The organism is Pseudomonas sp. SWRI92, from assembly GCF_014268685.1.
Classification (GTDB): domain Bacteria; phylum Pseudomonadota; class Gammaproteobacteria; order Pseudomonadales; family Pseudomonadaceae; genus Aquipseudomonas; species Aquipseudomonas marvdashtae.
The window spans coordinates 22,124-41,679 of sequence record NZ_JABWQY010000002.1; the positions used below are offsets into that span (position 1 = coordinate 22,124).

15 protein-coding genes are annotated in these 19,556 nt (G+C 56.6%); all 15 read right to left on the reverse strand.

The window, feature by feature from the left end:
* Nucleotides 1–29: 29 nt before the first annotated feature.
* The 15 genes from HU762_RS03490 to tssA are packed head-to-tail and all read right to left on the reverse strand — an operon-like array spanning nucleotide 30 to nucleotide 19,256.
* Nucleotides 30–758: a PP2C family serine/threonine-protein phosphatase gene (locus HU762_RS03490; protein ID WP_186633038.1), complete on the reverse strand. Its 729-nt coding sequence runs from the start codon at nucleotides 756–758 to the stop codon at nucleotides 30–32.
* The gene (gene tssM / locus HU762_RS03495) at nucleotides 758–4,240 is read right to left on the reverse strand and encodes a type VI secretion system membrane subunit TssM (RefSeq protein ID WP_186633041.1); all 3,483 of its coding nucleotides are present in this window, start codon (nucleotides 4,238–4,240) and stop codon (nucleotides 758–760) included. The genes HU762_RS03490 and tssM overlap by 1 nt, the downstream gene beginning before the upstream one ends.
* A gap of 14 nt (nucleotides 4,241–4,254) precedes the next feature.
* Nucleotides 4,255–5,118 carry a type IVB secretion system protein IcmH/DotU gene (icmH, locus tag HU762_RS03500; protein ID WP_186633044.1) on the reverse strand — a complete coding sequence of 288 codons (864 nt, stop codon included), beginning with the start codon at nucleotides 5,116–5,118 and terminating at the stop codon, nucleotides 4,255–4,257.
* Between the two features lie 5 nt (nucleotides 5,119–5,123).
* Nucleotides 5,124–6,455 carry a type VI secretion system baseplate subunit TssK gene (gene tssK / locus HU762_RS03505; RefSeq protein WP_186633047.1) on the reverse strand — a complete coding sequence of 444 codons (1,332 nt, stop codon included), beginning with the start codon at nucleotides 6,453–6,455 and terminating at the stop codon, nucleotides 5,124–5,126.
* Nucleotides 6,452–6,952, reverse strand: coding sequence for a type VI secretion system lipoprotein TssJ (gene tssJ / locus HU762_RS03510; RefSeq protein ID WP_186633050.1), 501 nt, complete (start codon nucleotides 6,950–6,952; stop codon nucleotides 6,452–6,454). The genes tssK and tssJ overlap by 4 nt, the downstream gene beginning before the upstream one ends.
* Nucleotides 6,953–6,957: 5 nt before the next feature.
* Nucleotides 6,958–8,142, reverse strand: coding sequence for a type VI secretion system-associated FHA domain protein TagH (tagH, locus tag HU762_RS03515; protein ID WP_186633053.1), 1,185 nt, complete (start codon nucleotides 8,140–8,142; stop codon nucleotides 6,958–6,960).
* Nucleotides 8,143–8,160: 18 nt separating this feature from the next.
* Nucleotides 8,161–8,301 carry a type VI secretion protein gene (locus HU762_RS03520; protein ID WP_186633056.1) on the reverse strand — a complete coding sequence of 47 codons (141 nt, stop codon included), beginning with the start codon at nucleotides 8,299–8,301 and terminating at the stop codon, nucleotides 8,161–8,163.
* Between the two features lie 55 nt (nucleotides 8,302–8,356).
* A complete protein-coding gene (locus HU762_RS03525; protein WP_186634396.1) occupies nucleotides 8,357–9,871 on the reverse strand; it encodes a sigma 54-interacting transcriptional regulator in 1,515 nt (504 codons plus the stop codon).
* A 5-nt stretch (nucleotides 9,872–9,876) separates the two neighbouring features.
* Nucleotides 9,877–12,462, reverse strand: coding sequence for a type VI secretion system ATPase TssH (gene tssH / locus HU762_RS03530; RefSeq protein WP_186633058.1), 2,586 nt, complete (start codon nucleotides 12,460–12,462; stop codon nucleotides 9,877–9,879).
* Nucleotide 12,463: 1 nt separating this feature from the next.
* The gene (tssG, locus tag HU762_RS03535) at nucleotides 12,464–13,477 is read right to left on the reverse strand and encodes a type VI secretion system baseplate subunit TssG (protein ID WP_186633061.1); all 1,014 of its coding nucleotides are present in this window, start codon (nucleotides 13,475–13,477) and stop codon (nucleotides 12,464–12,466) included.
* The gene (tssF, locus tag HU762_RS03540) at nucleotides 13,441–15,228 is read right to left on the reverse strand and encodes a type VI secretion system baseplate subunit TssF (RefSeq protein ID WP_186633064.1); all 1,788 of its coding nucleotides are present in this window, start codon (nucleotides 15,226–15,228) and stop codon (nucleotides 13,441–13,443) included. The genes tssG and tssF overlap by 37 nt, the downstream gene beginning before the upstream one ends.
* Before the next feature lie 5 nt (nucleotides 15,229–15,233).
* Entirely contained in the window at nucleotides 15,234–15,647 is a 414-nt protein-coding gene (tssE, locus tag HU762_RS03545; RefSeq protein ID WP_186633067.1) for a type VI secretion system baseplate subunit TssE, read from the reverse strand.
* A 14-nt stretch (nucleotides 15,648–15,661) separates the two neighbouring features.
* On the reverse strand, nucleotides 15,662–17,137 hold the full coding sequence (gene tssC / locus HU762_RS03550; RefSeq protein WP_186633071.1) for a type VI secretion system contractile sheath large subunit: 1,476 nt from the start codon (nucleotides 17,135–17,137) through the stop codon (nucleotides 15,662–15,664).
* 25 nt (nucleotides 17,138–17,162) lie between these two features.
* Complete coding sequence (gene tssB / locus HU762_RS03555) at nucleotides 17,163–17,666, reverse strand: type VI secretion system contractile sheath small subunit (protein WP_186633074.1); 504 nt, start codon at nucleotides 17,664–17,666, stop codon at nucleotides 17,163–17,165.
* A gap of 33 nt (nucleotides 17,667–17,699) precedes the next feature.
* Nucleotides 17,700–19,256, reverse strand: coding sequence for a type VI secretion system protein TssA (tssA, locus tag HU762_RS03560; protein WP_186633077.1), 1,557 nt, complete (start codon nucleotides 19,254–19,256; stop codon nucleotides 17,700–17,702).
* Nucleotides 19,257–19,556 lie beyond the last annotated feature (300 nt).

The following is a 19,556-nucleotide window of genomic DNA, read 5'->3' on the forward strand; positions in this document are numbered from 1 at the left end:
TGGGATATCTGGAGTCACGGTAGGATTATTCAACTGCAGATCACCACTGCCGTCAGATTATCCCGTGCCAAACCAATCAGAGCGCCTTCAAAGAGACGCTCCACTATCTTGTACGGCGAACTCAAACCCATTGCGTCACCGAGCGCTGCGCTGCTGACTTCCTGATACAAGCCGTCGCTGCAAAGCAAGAACGTATCGCCGCGCTGGACTTCCAGTTCCAGCACTTCCAACTTCAACTCTGGAGAGGCGCCCACCGCACGGGTCAACGCCTTGGCCGCAGGATGGGCATCTGCCTCGTCGAGGCTGATGTGTTGTTCATCGATCAGTCGTTGGCGCAGTGAGTGGTCTCTGGATAATTGATAGAGCCGTTGTCCGCGCCATAGGTAACAACGACTATCGCCTGCCCAGATACAAACGGCACGATTGCCTTCCAACAGCAGCACCACGGCTGTGCTCCCTGTGGTACCGAGTGGATTTTCAGCCGTGACGGTCAGTTCCTGGCTCAAGCGCCGATTGGTCCAGTGCAGACATTGGCGCACGGCTCTCGAGCGCTGCCCGATATCTGGGCAAAGAGGTAGCTCGGCCAGGTTGGCTACAATCAACTGACTGGCAATATCGCCGCCCGGATAACCGCCCATCCCGTCGGCAACCGCCCATAATCCCCGCTCCGGGCAGTCCAGGAAAGTATCCTCGTTCCTTGGGCGGACCTTTCCAGGGTCCGTACGCGCGGCGCTACGCCAGCGGCTGGCGTCATGCATCAGAGCTGTACCGGCATTCTGAATGTCCGTAACACGGCCATGTCAAAAGGGTTCGGCGTGCGCTGGCTCATCAATAAGTAGTTGGCTCGCAGGCCACCGAGGTCGGCCTTGAGCACGCGTACGTCGCGACCCGTCAGGTATTCGGTTTGCATAATGTCGAGCAAACGAAACAGCGACCACGGCCCGGTGTTTTTCTCGATGCCGATACCGCGCCCTCCGGCCATTCTCTCCAGCAAAAGAGATGCCCGACCATCCTGCGCCTCGATCGGCCATGTGAAGGTCATGGGCTGTATAGGACCGTGGCGGTACTCCAGTATTTTGTCGCCAAAGCGAAATTCGGATCGGCTCACTGCCGGGTCAAGTGTGTAGGGTTCCAATTTGAACTGAACTTGTGGCTCAGCAGGATTATCCACAAAAAAGCTCTGGCGAATGGTATGCACAGTCGCCATCTGATCTAAATAAGCCTTGGACATGGGCAAGCTCTGGCCGTCAACGCTAAGCAGTCGGTAGTGCCCCGCCTGGCCGCTTACGAAAGGACGCATATAGCTCTCGAAGAATCGGTCGACAACGCCTTGATCCTTGAAAAACTCCCGGAAATCGCTAATCGCTACATCGCTGACACTGAGGGCGCTGAAGGGATATCGCTTATTGATTGCCTTACCGTAAAAACTGTACAGCTCGTTTTGATAACGCTGGTTCAGGTAGCGGTATGAATCGCTGAGCACCAAGCGCCAGCTATCCTCGGCCAACCCGTTAAACCAACCACTGATCGGGCGTGGCAAACGTGCCGACGCGCTACGCAGATTGCTCAAGGCATCGCGCTGGCCACCCATTCGATGTTTAGCCAGTTCAAATGCGGCCTGCTCCGGTGCGCTAGCACGTGCCAGGCTTGCCATCTGCAATTGGGTATCCTCCAGGGCACGCAGGGCCAGGGTCAGGTCAGCTGCAGGACCGTTATCAGCGTCCAACAGACGGTGCAACGGCTCAAAGCGCCGCTGCAAGGCTTTCTGGCCAGTATCCGGCACATCTCTCACCACCGAATCGGAGACCTTACTGGCGATTGTTGCAAGTTGAATAGTGTTCCCAGCCACTTGCGCAGCATCCTCGATGCGCTCGGAAACGCTCGGAATCCGAGTGTTTTCACGCACCTGTACCAGCAGTTGCAGGATGGGTGAATGAGCTGAGGTCAACCCCACCAGTTGCTCGGCAGCATCGCCTGCGCCTCGGACCGGTTGCAACCCTACCTGACCGATCGCTTCGCCCCAGACGTCGGCGTAGTCATGAAAATACAACTGCTCCAACTCGATCCGCAGACGACGCAAATCCATGCCGCTAAGGCTTCCGTCCCCACCCAGGACCCAGTTGTCACGCAGCAGTCCGGTGACCAGCGTCATGCCCTGAACGGAGAAGTATTGCTCGTACCCTTGACGGGTGTAGAACCCGGGAATGAGATGATCAGCACCAACCAGCAACGATCCTTGCGGACCCAGGTGCTGGCTGAGTCTATATTGCGGTAGATGGCTGGCCTGCTCGCGAAGCATTCGATAGACGACAGTCGCCAACGACTCACTGCGCAGCATCTCCCGAGACTGGACCACCAACGAATCGTTGAGGCTATGAATGAACGGTTGCTCCAATAGACGCTCGAAATGGGCAAGCAATCCGCTCTGTAATCCCGTATTACCGGGGTATCTCTGTGACCATTCACGGGCCACCCGTGTCTTGAGCCATGCATTGTCGCGGCGCTCGGGCTGGGCAAGCATCAGATATGCGCGCAGGCTGTTGAGCAGTTGCTCGCGTTCATTCAGGTTGTCATGAATATGCCCCTCCAGCATCTTGGCAACGCGTGGCAATAGCTGTGACAGCAATTCATGCTCATATGCGCCGAGCACCGTCGACCTGCTCGCCTCACCTTGATAGAGACCGATGCGCTCGTACAAAGGCACCGCTTTCGCAGGAGGGAAAACCTTTGTGGCCTCGAAACGGATATCAAGCGCCTCGAGCATCGCCATCGAATCATCAATGGCGGTTTGGGCCGAACGCTGCTGATCCCAGCGTTGTGCCATCGTACGCAGGGACTCCAGACGTTGGTGGTTGGCTGAGAAACCGTTCGCCCATAACAGCCCAAAAAGGCCTAGGGTTGTCAGCGCTCCGATATACAGTGCGCGTTGACCCCAATAAAGACGCCTTCTATCGCGCCGATCAGGGCTCGCCAGCCCGGCCTCCGGAAAAATGATCCTGGTGAAGAGGTGGTGAATAAATCGGCCGTTGTGGCCTTCACGCGACGGCAGCGCATCGCTGGAAACTCGAGGTCTTGCATGGTCAGGACCAGTCGATGCCACATGACGGGGCGTCGGCGACGCGCAGGTCAGGTAAACACCGCGGAGCGGACAGACGTCGCCATTAAAAGCCAGATCGACCAGCAAGCACAGATTAGGACCTACCTGTGCCAGCCGTTGTGGAAAATCCAGAATCAGCCCGCGACGTCTGATATCGCGCTCCAGGTGCAATCGCATGAGTAACTGGCTGTTGAGTCTATGCAGCAGCGCCTCGAACTCGGCTCGCAACACATCCAAGTCGCTACCGCGCTGGTCCCGGCTAAAACTCATTCCCAGCACTTGGTCGCTCTCTTCCCGTGACAAAGTATCGAAGAACTCGCTGAAGCCAGGCAAACTGTCCGCCTTGCTCAGCACCAGATAAATAGGTACATCGACACGCAGTTGCCGTTGAACTTCCTGCAAACGGCCACGTATCTGACAGGCCAGCGTGGCAACTTCGTCTTCACTTCCCGTCCATAGAAATTCGACAGGCACCGTTACCAATACGCCGCTCAACGGCCGACCACGACGGTACTTGCGCAACAGTTGAAGCAGTACATTCCATGCGCTAGCGTCGACGTCCGTATCTGCCTGATTCAAATAACGTCCGGCGGTATCGATCAGTACCGCCTGTTGGGCGAAATACCAGTCGCAATTGCGCGTGCCCGACACATCGGCCAACGTTTTTTTATCAAGCCTGTTAAGTGGAAAATCCAGACCGGCGCTTCGCAGCAAACTGGTCTTGCCGCTGGCGAGTGGTCCCACTAGCAAATACCACGGCAAGTCATTGCGCTCGCGTTCGTCGTGGTAAAGACTCGAGGTCTTTAATACTCTCAGGGCTTGCTTGAAGCGCGAGCGCAGTTCGCGTCGCTCATCGTCAGATCGGGTCTGGTCGAAAATGCGAGGAGATTGCGCGTCGGTTTGTTGGGGTTTCTTATTCGAATCAGTACGCTCATTGAACAAAACCATGCCCAGGCCCCACCCCAGGAACAATACGCAGATCGTCAAGAGACGTGCCGTCGGGCTCGCCCAGAATTTGTAATCGTCTACTGCCAGCAGCGGTCCGAAGAACCACACCAACAACCCCACGCAAAGTACGCATGACAGTGTCCAGACCCAAGTCCGACGCAACCAGGCCTCGATTTCCCTGAAAAACATTTTCATGACACGTCCCTGTCTTAAGGCAGCGGTTGAACAATAACCGGCTCTGGCAATTGATAGAGTTGCAGTATGTTTGCGCGTTGTTCTTCCAATACCCAGGCGAAACCCGAGTACATCGCTCCGAGAAAGACCAACGTGAAAATCGTCACTGCCCAGGCAGGAACAATGCGCACGGGCCTATGCCGCACGCCAACAAAGCTCTCCAAACGAGGCGAAAATTGTTGAGAGATGTCGCCACGTACCTGCCGAATGGAACGGTAAAGGGCATCACGGATCCCTTCGAGCTCAAGTGCTCCGCGGGACTTGATCCGGTACATGCCTTCAAAGCCAAGGGACAGGCACAGATATAACAACTCCAGCATGTGCAAATGCTTGACGGGATCTTTTGACAGGCGATCAATCAGTTGGAAGACCTTCTCGCCACCAAAAGTTTCGTTGTGAAAACTGCTCAGCAAGCTAATCTGCGACCAGCCACTTCCATGCCCCCACGACGAGGCCACCACCGTTTCATCAAGCACGGTGCACAGCACATAGCGGGCGGCAACCAACTGACTTTCCTCAACGCCTCCCCTCAACGCCAGGGCTTCGAACTGCTTCAATTCCAGGGAAAGCTCTTGCTTGAGCGTGTTCAGCTCGGCGCGATCGCGCCCCTGCTTGAGCAATACTACTTGGGCCAACAACCCGGAGGCGGCCGCGACCAACGGATTGAGGCTGGCGATGAAAATTCGAGATCGAGGCTGGCACGCGGCATAAATCATCCGCTCTTCCAGCTGTTTAATGAGCGGCGGCGCAACAGCATCGGTCAGTGGCCCCGAAGCAGGAAGGCGCCCGTGATGATCGAGCAGAACGGTTGTTTCGTCCTGAGGATTTTCCTTATCCATTTCGGTCAATTCCTGATGGCCCAAAAATTCAGCTCAAGCTCACCGAACTCGCCGGAAAGATGAAATGCAAAGCCTGCTGAGCGCTTTACCTGAACAAGGTCTTCGGCAGTGGGTTCGAGGATGAAGTAGGTTTTGTTGGCATGGAACGCGATCTGCCGCGGCGCCACCGGCAAAGGTCTGATCTTAATACCCGGCAAATGCAAGTTCACCAGTTCGCGAATGCGTTCCACCGGACCAATCTTCAGATGCGATGGCAAGCGACGGCGCAACTCCTCACTGTCACAACTGGCGCTCGCTGCCAGTACGAACGACGCCGAGTCCAGTAGAGAAAAATCATGCATCGGCGCAACGCTGATGCCGTACTGGCGAACCTGCAATTGCAATTCGATGGCATGCTGTTCGAGCACCATCGACAAGACTTGGCGAATTGACTGCATCAGGCCCCGAAAGCATACGCCTTGGTCACTGTGCTGGTAGCGGTTGTCAAACGACGGGCGCTTGCTATCCGTGGAAAAAGCCGCCAAGTCGCCCAACACAGCCAACAGCGTCCGATATAGCGTTTCGGGGTGAACTTGCTCCAGGTCCTGATAATGGCGCAGCAACAATTCAGTGCGGTTGATCATCTGCAGCATCATGAAATCACCGACTTGCGCACCGCCCATTTTCCCGTTGGAGCGAATCCGCTCAGCGAGGCTCTCGCCCCGGTGGCCGAGCATGGCTATGACTTCCTTGAGACACGACGACAGATAGCTGGAGGATTTGATCTGGATAAACGTAGGAACAAAATCCGTATTGAGCCTGATCACGCCATCGGGTGTCGTATCAAGCACCTCGCAGAGCTTGAGCTTCACGAAAACCTGGTCACTCTTCTGTTCACCCAGTAGAAGACAAAAGTTCAGACGGCCGCAGCTGACCTGGCTGCTAAAAGCATCTTCGGCATTGGAGTCAGTCACCTGCATTTCATAGCTGGTATAGCGCGCCAACACTTCTGTCTGCTCTGGACGCCGGGACTCGATGTGATTGCCGGTCATCAGTGGCAGCGCTAGATAGACCGGCGTGTTGCAGGTATTGGGAGGCACCTCCAAAACTAGCGGTTCGGTATTACCGTCCAGTTCGAACAAGCTGCCGTCTGGCAGGACGCCCGAAGCTTTGCTGATTACCAGCCGGCTCATGTTGAGGAACTGCACATCTATCTCCAGCGCCAGGAAGCCCCAGACGTAAGCGCTCAGCAGTTGGGTGCGAACCTTCAGTTGGTGATCGAAATATCGATCGTTGTGCTGCAGATGCTGGGGTCGCAGTAACATCCCTTCCTGCCAGATGACTTTATCGTGACTCATAGATCGGCTGCCCTGGCGAGGCTTACGGGAAAGTTTCCGATGCCGTCCTGATCAAGGATCAGACTCACTTCAGTCACTCGAGCCGCGGCGACTGGCAGCGTGTAGCGCCACTGTGTCTGCGGCAGGTCACGATACGCTGCGAGTACACCCACGTAACGACCGCCGCCTGCAATGTCGAGCCTGAGCCTGACGGTTTCTCCTGGACGCAACTCCAACTCTTCGCTGGCGAGCAAATCCAGTGACAGGGATTCGCCAGCACGTTCATAAAGGCTGAAGAAGTTCGCGTTTTCAAAGGCCACCGGATGCTTTAGCTCAAACAAACGCACCACTACGGGAGATGGCCGCCCATTCAAATCCAGATTGAGTTGATCGCTGGCAATCAGCGTGAGGTCGAGCTTGGTCATCGTCGAGAATGGCGACAACGTGACGCAACCAACCATTGGAGTCATTGAAACAAGCGCCAGAATCTTGAGTAAAAGCACGGTGATGCGATACATATACGTCATCCATGAGGGTCATGTTGCAGGGCGGAAATCAGGCGAACCTGTTCTTCATAAGCCTTAGCGAAATCCCGGGCCAGCAGGCGCTCGGTCCAGTCATCGTCTTGACACAACGCCTGATGATGACGGCTATAGGCTCGCCAGTACCGACCAGAAGTGTTGAGTAACCACCGCCTCTCTCGCTCCATGCGCAGAACTACTTGCCGGGGGGAAAAATGCTCCAACGTTGCGCGCAACGTGACGCGGCTGGCGCTAAGCAGGGCCAACTGATGGGCCTGGAGGTCACGAAATGCACAGCTAATGGCCTCGCTGGCCGTCAACTGGCCAGCCGCACTCGGCTGCAACAACGCCTCCAAAGCGTCGTCGCGGTACTTCAACGGATTTCTCTGATTACCTTGAATGGGGGTCTGGGCGAGGTGTAGTTCGCACTTCAGGTCCGAGCGGGTACGCAGACTTTGCTGCAGGCCTTTGACGCTTTGCTTGAACAACAGCGCGACGTTGATTGCCAATGCTTTACGGTCCTGCTCATCCAGGCCACTGAGATCCATATCCAATGACATACCGAAGCGCTGCCAGAACTCTTCGTCTATTGGCTTGGCTGTGTCCGACAGCGGGAATGGGGCTGGCTCGGCCACAGCTTCGACCAGTTCCGGCAATAGCAGATTTTCCATGTCGACCCGCGCCCGGTCAGAACGTCCCAAGGCATGCAAGGGCATCGCAAAGGGATCAATCAACTCATCTATTTCACAGAAAACACTCTCCTGCTGGTCCAGCGCCCTCAGCGGGTCGAGATCGAGGAATGCATCGTCCGGAATGTGGTGACCTGCCGGTTCCGGACTGCTGGTCCCGGCACCGATCGTCATATCTACGACCAGCCGTGCTCGTAGCTCAAATCGGCCCATGATGTAGACATCACCGTCCTTGATCCGTATCGACTCCCCTCTGGAAAGGCGCACCCCACTTTCACGGTTGGAGATGCCATTACCGCTGGTGTCGGTCAGGAAAAACATGCCTTCCCGGAAACTCACCTGTGCATGACGCTTGGACAGGAGGCGCTCACTGTCTGGAATGACCCAATCGCAATCCTCACCCCGTCCAATGACGCCACCAGCCGGTCCGAAAGTCTGACGGCATAAATCAGGGGGAATGAATTGCTTGGCCTTCAGCAGTTCAAAAACTATTTCCATCGATGGCGCTCCTTGCGGTCACTTGCCGCGATTGACCGCTTGCGGATCACCCAGGGGGCGATAATCGCTGTCGGAAAATTTGAAGTTGCTGCTACAACCTCCGAGGCCGAACAACACGACGAAGGCCAGCAGGACGGTTGGACATGAACGAGCAGGCATTCGAAGGCCCTCGGAAGATGGATGATGAAATCGGTACGGATGGCGATGAACAGGATCAATCCTTGGCATCCTTTCGGCGTATTTTCAGACGGCTCATTCGGTACTGCAGCGTGCGGCGCGGCAGACCAAGTTGGCGGGCAGCAATGGTCTGGTTGCCGTCGTTCTTGCGCAGGCAATCAATCACCAGGTTGCGTTCGATTTGCTCCATCTGTTCGCGAAGGCTTAAAGATCCCTGGTCGGGTGGGTTTTTGTTGTGCAGTGCAAAATGCTCTACCTGCAGCTCGCCGCCCTCGCACAAAAGCACGGCTCGTTCCACGATGCCTTTGAGTTCACGTATGTTTCCTGGAAAACCGTAATCAGTCAGATGAGCCAGTGCCGCGTCGGACCAACGCAAACGATCTCGTTGCAAGAGTGCACAAGCCTTTTCGGCAAAGTGTCGTGCCAATTCAGTGATGTCGGGGCCGCGCTGGCGTAGCGCCGGCAACTGGATCGGAAACTGTGCAAGGCGGTAGTAAAGGTCTTCGCGGAACTTACCCTCACTCATCAAGAGCTTCAGGTCCCGATGGGTGGCGGCAATGATGCGAACGTCAATTTTATGCGTGTGGTTGGATCCCAACGGACGGACTTCACCTTCCTGCAAAACTCGTAGCAGCTTTGCCTGGAGAGATAAGGGCATGTCGCCGATTTCATCGAGCAACAACGTGCCCTTGTCCGCCGCATCGAATAATCCGATGCGGTCTCGATCCGCACCAGTGAATGCCCCTTTGCGATAACCGAACAGTTCGCTTTCGAGCAGATGCTCCGGGAGCGCCGCGCAGTTCTGGACGATAAATGCCTCGGAGCGACGTGGACCGTAATCATGGACAGCACGGGCCACCACTTCCTTGCCAGTGCCCGTCTCGCCACACAGCAGGACGGTGTAAGGACTGTTGATGACCTTACTGATCAACAGGCAGGTCTGGCGCATCGCCGCGCTCCTACCAATCAGTCCGTAACCGGAAGCACTCGGGACGTTGTTTGCAATGGGCAGGGTTTCGCTGGCAGGGCGATACTGACGTTGCAACAGATGAACCTGACTGAGCGCAAACGCCCCTAGTAGCCCCAAGGATTCAGCAAATCCGCAGAGGTCGATGTGCTTGACGCTGGCACAGAGCAACAGACCTTTGATAACGCCCGGTGCCGTGACAAGCGGCACGCACAGCAGCGACTGCCACGGCGCGGCGCGGACCGGTAGGAAACGCGTGTTGTGCACGCTACCGCTCAACGCATCAAGGCATACCACACGATTCTGGCATAGCGAAAACTGCAGCAACTGTTCATCGTAATAATTGCAAGGCAGGCTCTCACGAAATTGCAACCGACCGTCAAGGCACTCACTGTTGATTTCGAGGCTAGGCCCCGTGGCGTCCAGCAAATACAACTGAGCCAGTTCACAACCGCTTAGCCGCGCCGCACCCTGGACGAAGTCTCCGAGCAACGTCGCATCGTCAACTGATCTCGAAAGATTGGAAAGCTGTCCCAACAAGGCTTCGGCATACGCCAGCGGTTGCGACACATGAGCCAAAAGCATGCTCATCAAGCGAACTCACAGGCTACGCGAGCCTGGTCATCCAGAGTGGCGTGTACATGCCGCGGTTTTTCGCCGGCCTCCATGGCGGCGAGCAAGCCATCAGCCAGCCAAGGCATCAAATGCAAATCGAGCAAGTGGTCAATGAACCGCGCGCCACTTTCACTTCGAGTGCAGCGCTCGACCAAGTGGTCCACAAGTCGCACGCAGAAACTGAAGCCCAACTGCCGACGCTTCAACCGTTCGCCCAAACGACCCAACTTCAGCTCCACCAGCTCGCGCAATACCGCGCCGCTTACGGGGTAGTACGGCACCACACACATACGCGCCAGGAGTGCAGGCTTGAAATGCCTGGAGAGCAGGGGCCGAATAGCCTCTTCAAGGCGCTCGGCACTCGGTCGTGCGTCGTTCTGGCACAATTTGCTGATGCATTCGCTGCCCAGATTCGACGTCATCAGAATCAGCGTGTTGCGAAAATTGATCTCCCGCCCTTCGCCGTCATTGGCCAGGCCCTTATCAAAAATCTGGTAGAACAGATTCAGCACATCCGGGTCGGCCTTTTCGACCTCATCGAGCAAGATGACTGAATAGGGTCGCTGTCGAACAGCTTCGGTGAGCATGCCGCCCTCGCCAAAGCCAACATAGCCTGGCGGCGCGCCTATCAGCCGCGAAACGGTATGTTTCTCCTGAAACTCGGCCATGTTGAGCGTTGTGATGAAGCGGTCACCCCCATAAAGCAGGTCAGCCAGGGCCAACGCCGTTTCGGTCTTGCCGACGCCGCTAGGCCCTACCAGCAGAAACACGCCCGCGGGAGCCTCGGGTTTGTTCAAGCCAGCTGCAGCCGCACGCATCGCTCGATCAAGCGCCTGCACGGCCGGTTCCTGGCCCCTGATGCGAGTGCGCAAATCAGCCGCGAAACGCGTGATGTTAATGTTGTGCTCGCAAGCCAGCTGAGCCAATGGTATGCCCGTCCAGGCATTGATCACTTCGGCCACCAGACGCGGGCACACCTCAAAGCTGACCAGGCGCTCCTTGGCCTGTGCAATCACTAATGCGTCGTAGGTTTCGTGCAACGCCGCGTCCAGCGTTTCGACCTCCTGAGGGAACTCCGTCCTGTTTTCCCGCGCCGCAGCCACTTGCCGACGCAGCGATAGCAGGCGCTCGACCAGAATTCGTTGTTCAGTCCATTGAGCTTCCAGCGCGAGGCGCTCCTCCTCAGTGGTTGCCAATTGCACCTGCAGCGCCTGCAAAGCCTGGAGATCAATCGACAAGCCCGCTGTCGCATCACGACGCAACGCCTGACACTGCCGCTCACCTTCGACCAGCTCTGCGCGCATGCGCTCAAGGCGTTGCGGAGCGACGGTGAGGCTGATACGCACGCGAGCACAGGCGGTATCAAGCACATCGATAGCCTTGTCTGGCAGCTGGCGACCGGCCAAATAGCGAGCCGATAGCTGCGCCGCCGCGACCACGGCATCGTCACGCAGATAGATACCGTGGCTCGCCTCATAGGTCTGGGCCAGACCACGCAGGATGGTCACCGCTTCACTGACAGTCGGTTCGTGCAATTGCACCGGCTGGAAACGGCGGGCAAGAGCAGGGTCCTTCTCGAAATATTTCTTGTACTCGGTCCAAGTGGTAGCTGCGATAGTGCGCAGTTCGCCCCTCGCCAAAGCTGGCTTGAGCAGGTTAGCCGCATCAGAACCGCCGGCGGCGCCACCCGCACCGATCAACGTGTGGGCTTCGTCGATGAATAGAATAGTGCTATTGGGCGCCGTCCCGACCCCATCGATTACTCCTTTGAGACGACGTTCGAATTCCCCTTTGATACTGGCGCCGGCCTGCAGGAGGCCCATGTCCAACGACAGGATCTCCACCCCCTCGAGCCCGGACGGGACTTCTCCGGAGGCGATGCGCAAGGCCAGCCCCTCTACGATGGCCGTCTTGCCGACCCCCGCTTCACCGACCACTATCGGATTGTTTTTGCGGCGTCGAGAGAGGATATCGATCATCTGCCTGATTTCCCCGTCCCGACAAAGCACCGGGTCCAGCTTGCCGTCACGGGCCTGCTGGGTAAGGTTGTGGGTGAAGCGTTCCAAAAGCGACTCGGCCGGGACAGCGAGATGTCCTGCCCCCGGCTGAACCTGTCGTGACAAGGCGAATTCTTTCAATCGTTCTATGTTCAAACGGGCAAGCACGGACTGGTAACGAGTGCCTGCATGGCGCACCGGGTTACTCAGCAGCGCCAGAATCAAAGCAGCCTCAGTGACTATGCTCTGGGCCAGTTCGAGGTTGGCCGACAAAAGCGCATCCTGCAGCCATTGGATCAGCTCAGGGGCAAATACCGGATTACGTGAAGTTTCATGTTCCGTCCGTGGCTGCAGCGTGGCGATCAGCTCACTTGCGCTTACTCCTGCATCTTGCAAGGCGCGTCCAAGCAGGCCCTGGTCACGCTCGAGTAGGCTCAGCAACAGGTCTTCAATCAGGATCTTGTTTGCACCACGATCCACGCATCGCTCGGCCGAGCGCTCCAAGTCGCTTCGGGTATCGGCATCAAGCGTCTGGATAAGCTGCTGGAGGTCTATGTTGATCATGTCATTCGTTCCTGATGATGTTACTGCCAAGGATCACCACGCCATCGGCGTGTTCATGCCCCAGCCAACTGGTCCATCCCAAGCGGCAGGAGTTTCGTTCCCCGATGCTTAGCTCCCGTATTTCCTCCTGTCGCAAGACCAGGCGAATGTCATATTCGAGGGGGTCGCGCAGGATAAATCGCACTAATGCGCACAATGGCTGGTAACCCACGCCGATCGGCAGAAACTCGTGAAAACGCTGCCAATCCAGCGCACCGATGTGAATCCTGAATTTGCCGCTGCGGTCACGAACCCGCTCGCCCAGCACCAAGTCTTCGCTCAACAAACTGTTGGCGCGTCCCAAACAACTGCGCTGCTCGCCCAGAATGTTCACCCGGCGCTCGACGCACTGTTCGAGGTTGAGCTCCGGGTGCTTGAAGTAATAACGCAGTACCGCTTCTATCAAGGCCGCCGAGTGAGCCCGCAGGCTCAACAGGCCGAGGTAGGGCAGCAGGCGCTTCCAGTTCAGTTGAGTGGCCTTGCGTATCTCTTCGCCCCGCAGGCCTATCAGGGCGAACAGTTGCTCGGAAAACGGGTCCTGGGCGCCATTTTGAAAACTGGCGCAATAACGATATTTGCGCCAGATCGGTAGCATCAGCCGTTGCAGCCGGTCATGAAGAAGATCAAGGAATTGGCGAGTCGGATTATCATCCCCCTCGCTCAACGCTTGCTCACCGTAGAACGCCGGTAATGGTGATCCCGTGCCTACCAGGCTGATCAGATTCAGGCTCAGACGAGCTCGCGTCTGCCCATGTTCCTCAAAAAAAACCACCCGCTCGATATCGCTGGCAGGAAATCCAAGACCCGGGTTAGCCTGGAACTCCAACAGGTCGTAGAGTGCTTCGTCGTCCAGCTGGGGGTGGGCCTCGCGCAGCCGATCTATAATCAGCAGCACCGCCTGAAATAACGAGTATTCGCGGATACCCTTCGTCAGCGCGCTTAAAGAAGCGGCTGCTGTCCCATGCGGGGTAACCATAGGTACACCTCTCCCTGTGTGCTGTTCACCCGCAACTCGTGGTACGAATTGAGACTGGCATAGAGCGAAAAAAACTCGTTGAGAACGGAAGCGAAGACGAACAGGTCGCCTTCGCCGATATATCCCTGCGGGTCGATTGTCAGCTCCGTACATAAACCCCGAACCGGCAGGCCACGATAGAGCCGATCGACATGGCGATGTCTGATCGACTTGAGGCTATCCAGCAGACGCTTGCTGACCTTCTCGGTCTGTTCGTCGTAGTAGCGCGGAAAATCGTAGGTTTCGAGTATCACCTTCAGCGCGTTGACGTCAGCCAGGGACAGGTAGTTGAGCGACATGTTGCTGACGAGCTTCCAGAGGAAATCTCGATCCAATGGAGGCGCAAAGCTTGGGGTGACTACCCCGATGTTGCGAAAGCCGAGCGATTCCGCGCTTTTTTCGCCTTGCTGGTTGATATCACCCGGCTTAAGCAGGCTCGGCAAGTTTCGGTTGGTGCACACCAGTTCGATCGACAGAGTTTCGTGCGCCGGGTTGTTCCGGACGCCAAAGCCCAGGCAAGTATCCAGCCCTCCGTGAAGAAGCGATGGGCGCTGTCGAACGCTGTAATAGGCTTGATTACCCGGCACGTCGAAACTGGAGTCGTGTTCGAAAGACTCGAATGGCACATAGGCTCGGTACCCCAGGCCACCGGGGTTCCAGCCGGTGACACTTTCAACCGAAAACACGCCGCAGTGCGCCGGTTCGTATTGAGCGGGCAGCAGCAGATATTCATCCTGCTTTCCATCCAGGCGAATCGGCTGGGCGTCATGCTTGAACAGATTGACTATAGGCGTGCAGTAGAGCTTCACGTTATCCAACGTGGGACGCAGCCGCTGGGCGCCGCCCTTGCGAATATCAAAGCGCAGCTCAAACCCGCGCATTTGTTTCAGGGTGTCTTGTGGCACAACATTGAGCACGTCCAGGCCGTTGACGTCGACGAAGAGGAACTTGTCCTGAAAAGCAAAGTACTCTTGCAGATAGCGATAGCCACGAAAGGTATTCAGCGGATACGGAACCAAAGCCTCCTCTTCGGCAAACCCAACCGGCTCGACTTGCTTGGCTGCGATCCTGAACGTCATGGGACTACCGTCCGAGGTACTCACGGGCCGACCGTCGCCATCCAGTGGTACTAGCTCGATACTGTCCAGATTGCGTATCAAATTCAGATACAACATCTGGCTGATGTAACGCTCTCCGGCGAAGTGCAGCCGCAAACGGCTCAGCTGGAGTTCACCAAGATGGCCGTCGCATTGCATCTGCAAACGCAGGCTTAGCAGAGAACCGTCGCCCTTTACCGAATGACTGAGCCCGGTCAGAACCAGTGACATCACCTCGGTCGGATAACACGTACGGAATTTGCAGCGCACCTCCTGGATCGGCTTACTCTCGACCGGCGTATCACGCTCTACCCGCAGTGCGGGCCCCGTTCGCTGCAGCGGTTCGAACTGGAGGATGCTGAAAGCCGGTAACGGCCGCATATAGTTCGGCCACAGCAGTTGCATCAAGGAATGGCTAAGCTCCGGCAATTCGTCATCTAGCTTCTGGCGTAAACGCCCCGTCAGGAAAGCCACCCCTTCCAACAAGCGCTCCACATCGGGATCACGCCCTGCCTGCCCAAGATACGGTGCCAGGGCGGGATTGCGCTCGGCAAAACGCTGGCCCAACTGGCGAAGCGCGGTGAGTTCGCTCTGGTAGTAATGATTGAACGACATGACGGCTATCCCTGACTGACCTTGACTTGCCCGCTGCCATCCAGGCATGCGGAAAAACTTACCTGCCGCTTGAAACCTTCTATCTTCAGCAAGGCGTCGACGCTGAAGGACAGACGAAGCGGATCGGCACGATTCGGCATTACGGTGACGCACACATTGCTCAAACGCGGCTCGTAAGCCTCGATAAACATCTGGATTGCATAACGGGCCTGGCTACGGGCGTCGTGCAAACTCAGGCGCATATCGTTCAGGTCTGGCAATCCGTAATCGGACGCCGTCTGCACGCTACCTGCACGGGTGCTAAGCATCTTCGCCAGATGGGCAGCCACGGAAGCCATCCCACAGGCCTCTCGACTCATGCCCGCACGTGTTTCGATAGCGCCATTCAAACGCTCGAAAAGGCTGCCATAGCCAGTCATGGGTCAGGCTCCGCTCACACCTTGTCCAGCTTGCCAACCAGCGATAAAGTGAAATCGGCACCCATGTATTTGAAGTGCGGGCGCACGTTCAGGCTGACGCGGTACCAGCCAGGCTCCCCCTCCACATCAGTGACAACGATTTGGGCAGCACGCAGGGGCCGGCGGCCGCGGACCTCGGCACTTGGATTCTCCTGGTCGGCAACGTACTGGCGAATCCACTTGTTAAGTTGCAGTTCCAGATCCGTACGTTCTTTCCACGAACCGAGCTGTTCGCGCTGTAGCACCTTCACGTAATGGGCCAAGCGGTTAACGATCATCATGTACGGCAGTTGGGTTCCGAGCTTGTAGTTCAGCTCGTTCATCTTGCCTTCAGCACTGATGCCGAAGAACTTCGGCTTCTGCACAGAACTGGCGGAAAAAAACGCCGCGTTATCGCTGCCTTTGCGCATGGTCAACGAGATGAAGCCTTCTTCGGCCAACTCGTACTCACGCCGGTCGGAAATCAATACTTCGGTTGGAATCTTGGTTTCGATTTCACCCATGCTCTCGAAGTGGTGCAGCGGCAAATCTTCAACTGCGCCTCCGCTCTGGGGGCCGACGATGTTCGGACACCAGCGAAACTTGGCAAAGCTATCGGTAAGGCGGGTACCGAACGCATACGCGGTGTTGCCCCATAGGTAATGTTCGTGACTGTTGGCGACGGTCTCTTTATAGACGAACGACTTGACCGGGTTCTCTTGCGGATCATAAGGACTTCGCAAGAGGAATCGCGGCACGGTCAGACCGATATAACGAGCGTCTTCCGATTGCCGGAAGCTCTGCCATTTGGCGAAGTGCGGGCCTTCGAAGTGGTCCTTCAGGTCCTTGAGATCCGGCAAGCCCGCGAAACTTTCCAGACCAAAGAATTCCGGGCCGGCTGCGGCAATGAATGGCGCGTGAGACATGCAGGCCACGCTGGATACGTACCGCATCAGCTTCACGTCAGGCGAGCTTGGGGACATGAAGTAGTTCGCGACAATCGCACCCACCGGCTGCCCGCCGAACTGACCGTATTCGGCGGAATAGATATGTTTGTATAGGCCGGACTGCATGATTTCTGGCGAATCTTCGAAGTCATCCAGCAAATCGCCTTTGGAAATGTTGAGCATCTCAACCTTGATGTTCTCGCGAAAATCGGTGCGATCGACCAGCAACTGCAGACCGCGCCACGCTGATTCCAACGCCTGGAAGTCTGAATGGTGAAGGATCTCGTCAACCTGACGACTGAGCTTGACGTCGATCTCGGCGATCATGCGATCGACCATGGCCTTTTTTACTGGCTCGCCGCTGTTTTGCGGCTTGAGAAGCTCTTCGATAAAGGCTGACACGCCACGCCTGGCAATGTCGTAAGCGTCGTCCTCAGGCGTCAGGCGCGTTTGAGCGATGATGCTTTCCAGAATGCCATGCTCGCCGTTCTCCCGGCTCTGTTGATGCGCTGCTAGGGTATTCATGCACTGTCTTCCTTGGCTTAGAGAGTCAAACGGCCGGGGTTGGAGCCGTCAGGCCCAGCTCTTCCAGTACGCGACTGCGGGATTCATCGTTGGCAAGCACGCTTTCGATAGCTTTACGAAACGCCGGTGCATTGCCCAACGGCCCTTTGAGAGCGACTAACGCGTCGCGCAGCTCCATCAGTTTTCTAAGTTCAGGCACTTGCTCGACCAGGCTTGCGGGGTTGAAATCTTTCATCGAGTTCAACCGCAATTGCACGGAGAGCTCCTCGGTGTCGCCTCCTTCCTGAAGACGGTTCGGGACACTGAGGACCAAGCTAAGTTCTTGCTTGGCCAGCACCTCGTCGAAGGTCATCTTGTCGATGCTGATAGGTTTGCGATCTTCGAACTTGCGTTCGTCCTGACGGTGTAGGTAGTCCCCGATCGCCATCAGTTTGAGCGGCAGCTCAATCTCTTCCTGAACACCGCCTGTAGCGGGTTTGAAGGTGACGTTAATGCGTTCTTTTGGGGCAACAGAGCCTTCTTTGGCCATGATTTTCCTTCCTTACAATGGTGGCCTACAGGCCTATTCGATTACCCGTTCGAGATCGAGATGACACAACCTGCGGTAGGTTTCATCCTTGCACTCGCGCACGACGTGGTTCTGGGGCAATAATTCGCAACAGCGATACAACAGATGCAGCACCTGCAATGCGAGGTCGGGTTCCCATGCATTCAAGCCCGCGTCCTGTAGCGTTTGATCGAGCACTTCGAGCTGAACTTTGGCGACTTCGTATTTCTTGGCTGAGAAGCACAAACGTGCCATCGCGAACCGCCAAAGGAAGCGATCGCGCCCACCGTCGGTGTTGCGCATTTCTTGCTTGAGAAACCGGACCGCAGGCTTGAGGCCGTCCCTGCGCACGCTCAATTGAGCTTCTTCCAAAGCCCGCTCCCATGGCGCATGGCTATCGATGACGTCGGCACGGGGCGCAGGGTCGGGGGCTCCCAGACGAGGCATGACCTGGGCAGCGATCCACGCCCGGGTGGACGGATCGGCGAACGGCTCGCCGTCATGCCAACGCAGTTCGATCACACTCGGTAGGCGTTGGATGAACAATGCAAAGTGCGTTTCCACTTCGCGCATGGCCAGTTCTGCACCCAGCCCTTGCAGGCACTCCCAGGCAAGCCTTTGACCGTCGAACCAGAAAGGTGCCTTTGCCAGGCTGGCCTCGATTTCTACCAGCAGATCCGCGTAGTTGCCTCGCTGGAGGCCTTCCTGATAAGCCTTGAGCCTGTCCCCAGGAAGCCCACGCAACAGGGTGACCTGCTCGGCGTTGCGCTCGGGCACAGCGTCGACCCCCAGCCATAGCAAGGTCCGGCTCAGGCGCAGCGCTCGGGGGTCGGTTGCTTTTTGCTTGAGCCACCACGCGCACAACGGACGAGCATTTTCCTGCTGGGCCCGTAGCGCCTTGTGGGCATCCTTTTCATTTTCGATCGGGGCGCCCGGATTGAGCAGCTGGGTCGCGGCTTGTCTGACCTGAGCGACTACCGTTCCGACAGCGCCGGACTGCGGCTGATTGTCGTTGGCGAGCTGCACCTGTTTCCTGAGGCGCCGGCACAGTGGCAGTAACAGAGGTGCGTCATCGCCCAGATGAGCGGTGCAGGCAGCGTCCAGTTCTTCGAGGTGTTCCGCCAGATCCCGGAACAAAGTCAACTGCTTTGGTATCGCGACATCATTGCCCAACGCCGCCTCCAGTCGCGGCACGAGCCAATGGAGGCTGGCTGCGCGGGTACGAACCTTGACCGGGTGGAGCTCGAGCCAGTGGCTCTTACAGAGATACCGCAAGAGACCCAGCCCAGCGAGCAGCCCAAGAAAGGACTCACGCTGATATAACGCCCACGTCAGCCATGCCGCCACTCGCAAATCTTTCGACTGGGTGCGCAACAAGGCTTCACTTTGCTCAAGGACCTTCAACCAATCGACTTGGCTGTTTTCATGTATCGATTGGGCTTTGCCGAGCTCGCTCTCCAAGGCTTCGTATTCATCCGAAAAACGCACGTCCGCACCCGCAAAGTTCTTGCCAGAGACCGGAGACCTGGCGAGCGCCAGATAACGTGCGGAGAGTTTTTCGGAGTACGACATTTACAGCCTTCAATAGGTGCTTGGGTGTTATGACTCAGTTGATTGCGAGAACCAGAAGTAGAATTCGCTGTGACTTGTAGGAAGTTTCGCTCAATACACCCACAACGCTTTCAGACGAGGCGTCTACCCACAGCTTTTCGTCCGACGGAAAGCATGCCGCGTTTGAGAAAATAAAAATGTAGGACTTTTCTCTAAATACGAAGCCAACTTGGAAAACAGCCAAAGTCATAAAAATTTTTAACTTACACAGAACCGCTACTATTTTTTGCCAACCCTGCATATACCTTCACAACATAGAAT

Coding starts and splice junctions, on each gene's coding strand:
- HU762_RS03490 (WP_186633038.1), bottom strand. CDS start 758: ATGCATGACGCCAGCCGCTGGCGTAGCGCCGCGCGTACGGACCCTGGA.
- tssM (WP_186633041.1), bottom strand. CDS start 4,240: ATGAAAATGTTTTTCAGGGAAATCGAGGCCTGGTTGCGTCGGACTTGG.
- icmH (WP_186633044.1), bottom strand. CDS start 5,118: ATGGATAAGGAAAATCCTCAGGACGAAACAACCGTTCTGCTCGATCAT.
- tssK (WP_186633047.1), bottom strand. CDS start 6,455: ATGAGTCACGATAAAGTCATCTGGCAGGAAGGGATGTTACTGCGACCC.
- tssJ (WP_186633050.1), bottom strand. CDS start 6,952: ATGTATCGCATCACCGTGCTTTTACTCAAGATTCTGGCGCTTGTTTCA.
- tagH (WP_186633053.1), bottom strand. CDS start 8,142: ATGGAAATAGTTTTTGAACTGCTGAAGGCCAAGCAATTCATTCCCCCT.
- HU762_RS03520 (WP_186633056.1), bottom strand. CDS start 8,301: ATGCCTGCTCGTTCATGTCCAACCGTCCTGCTGGCCTTCGTCGTGTTG.
- HU762_RS03525 (WP_186634396.1), bottom strand. CDS start 9,871: ATGCTTTTGGCTCATGTGTCGCAACCGCTGGCGTATGCCGAAGCCTTG.
- tssH (WP_186633058.1), bottom strand. CDS start 12,462: ATGATCAACATAGACCTCCAGCAGCTTATCCAGACGCTTGATGCCGAT.
- tssG (WP_186633061.1), bottom strand. CDS start 13,477: ATGGTTACCCCGCATGGGACAGCAGCCGCTTCTTTAAGCGCGCTGACG.
- tssF (WP_186633064.1), bottom strand. CDS start 15,228: ATGTCGTTCAATCATTACTACCAGAGCGAACTCACCGCGCTTCGCCAG.
- tssE (WP_186633067.1), bottom strand. CDS start 15,647: ATGACTGGCTATGGCAGCCTTTTCGAGCGTTTGAATGGCGCTATCGAA.
- tssC (WP_186633071.1), bottom strand. CDS start 17,137: ATGAATACCCTAGCAGCGCATCAACAGAGCCGGGAGAACGGCGAGCAT.
- tssB (WP_186633074.1), bottom strand. CDS start 17,666: ATGGCCAAAGAAGGCTCTGTTGCCCCAAAAGAACGCATTAACGTCACC.
- tssA (WP_186633077.1), bottom strand. CDS start 19,256: ATGTCGTACTCCGAAAAACTCTCCGCACGTTATCTGGCGCTCGCCAGG.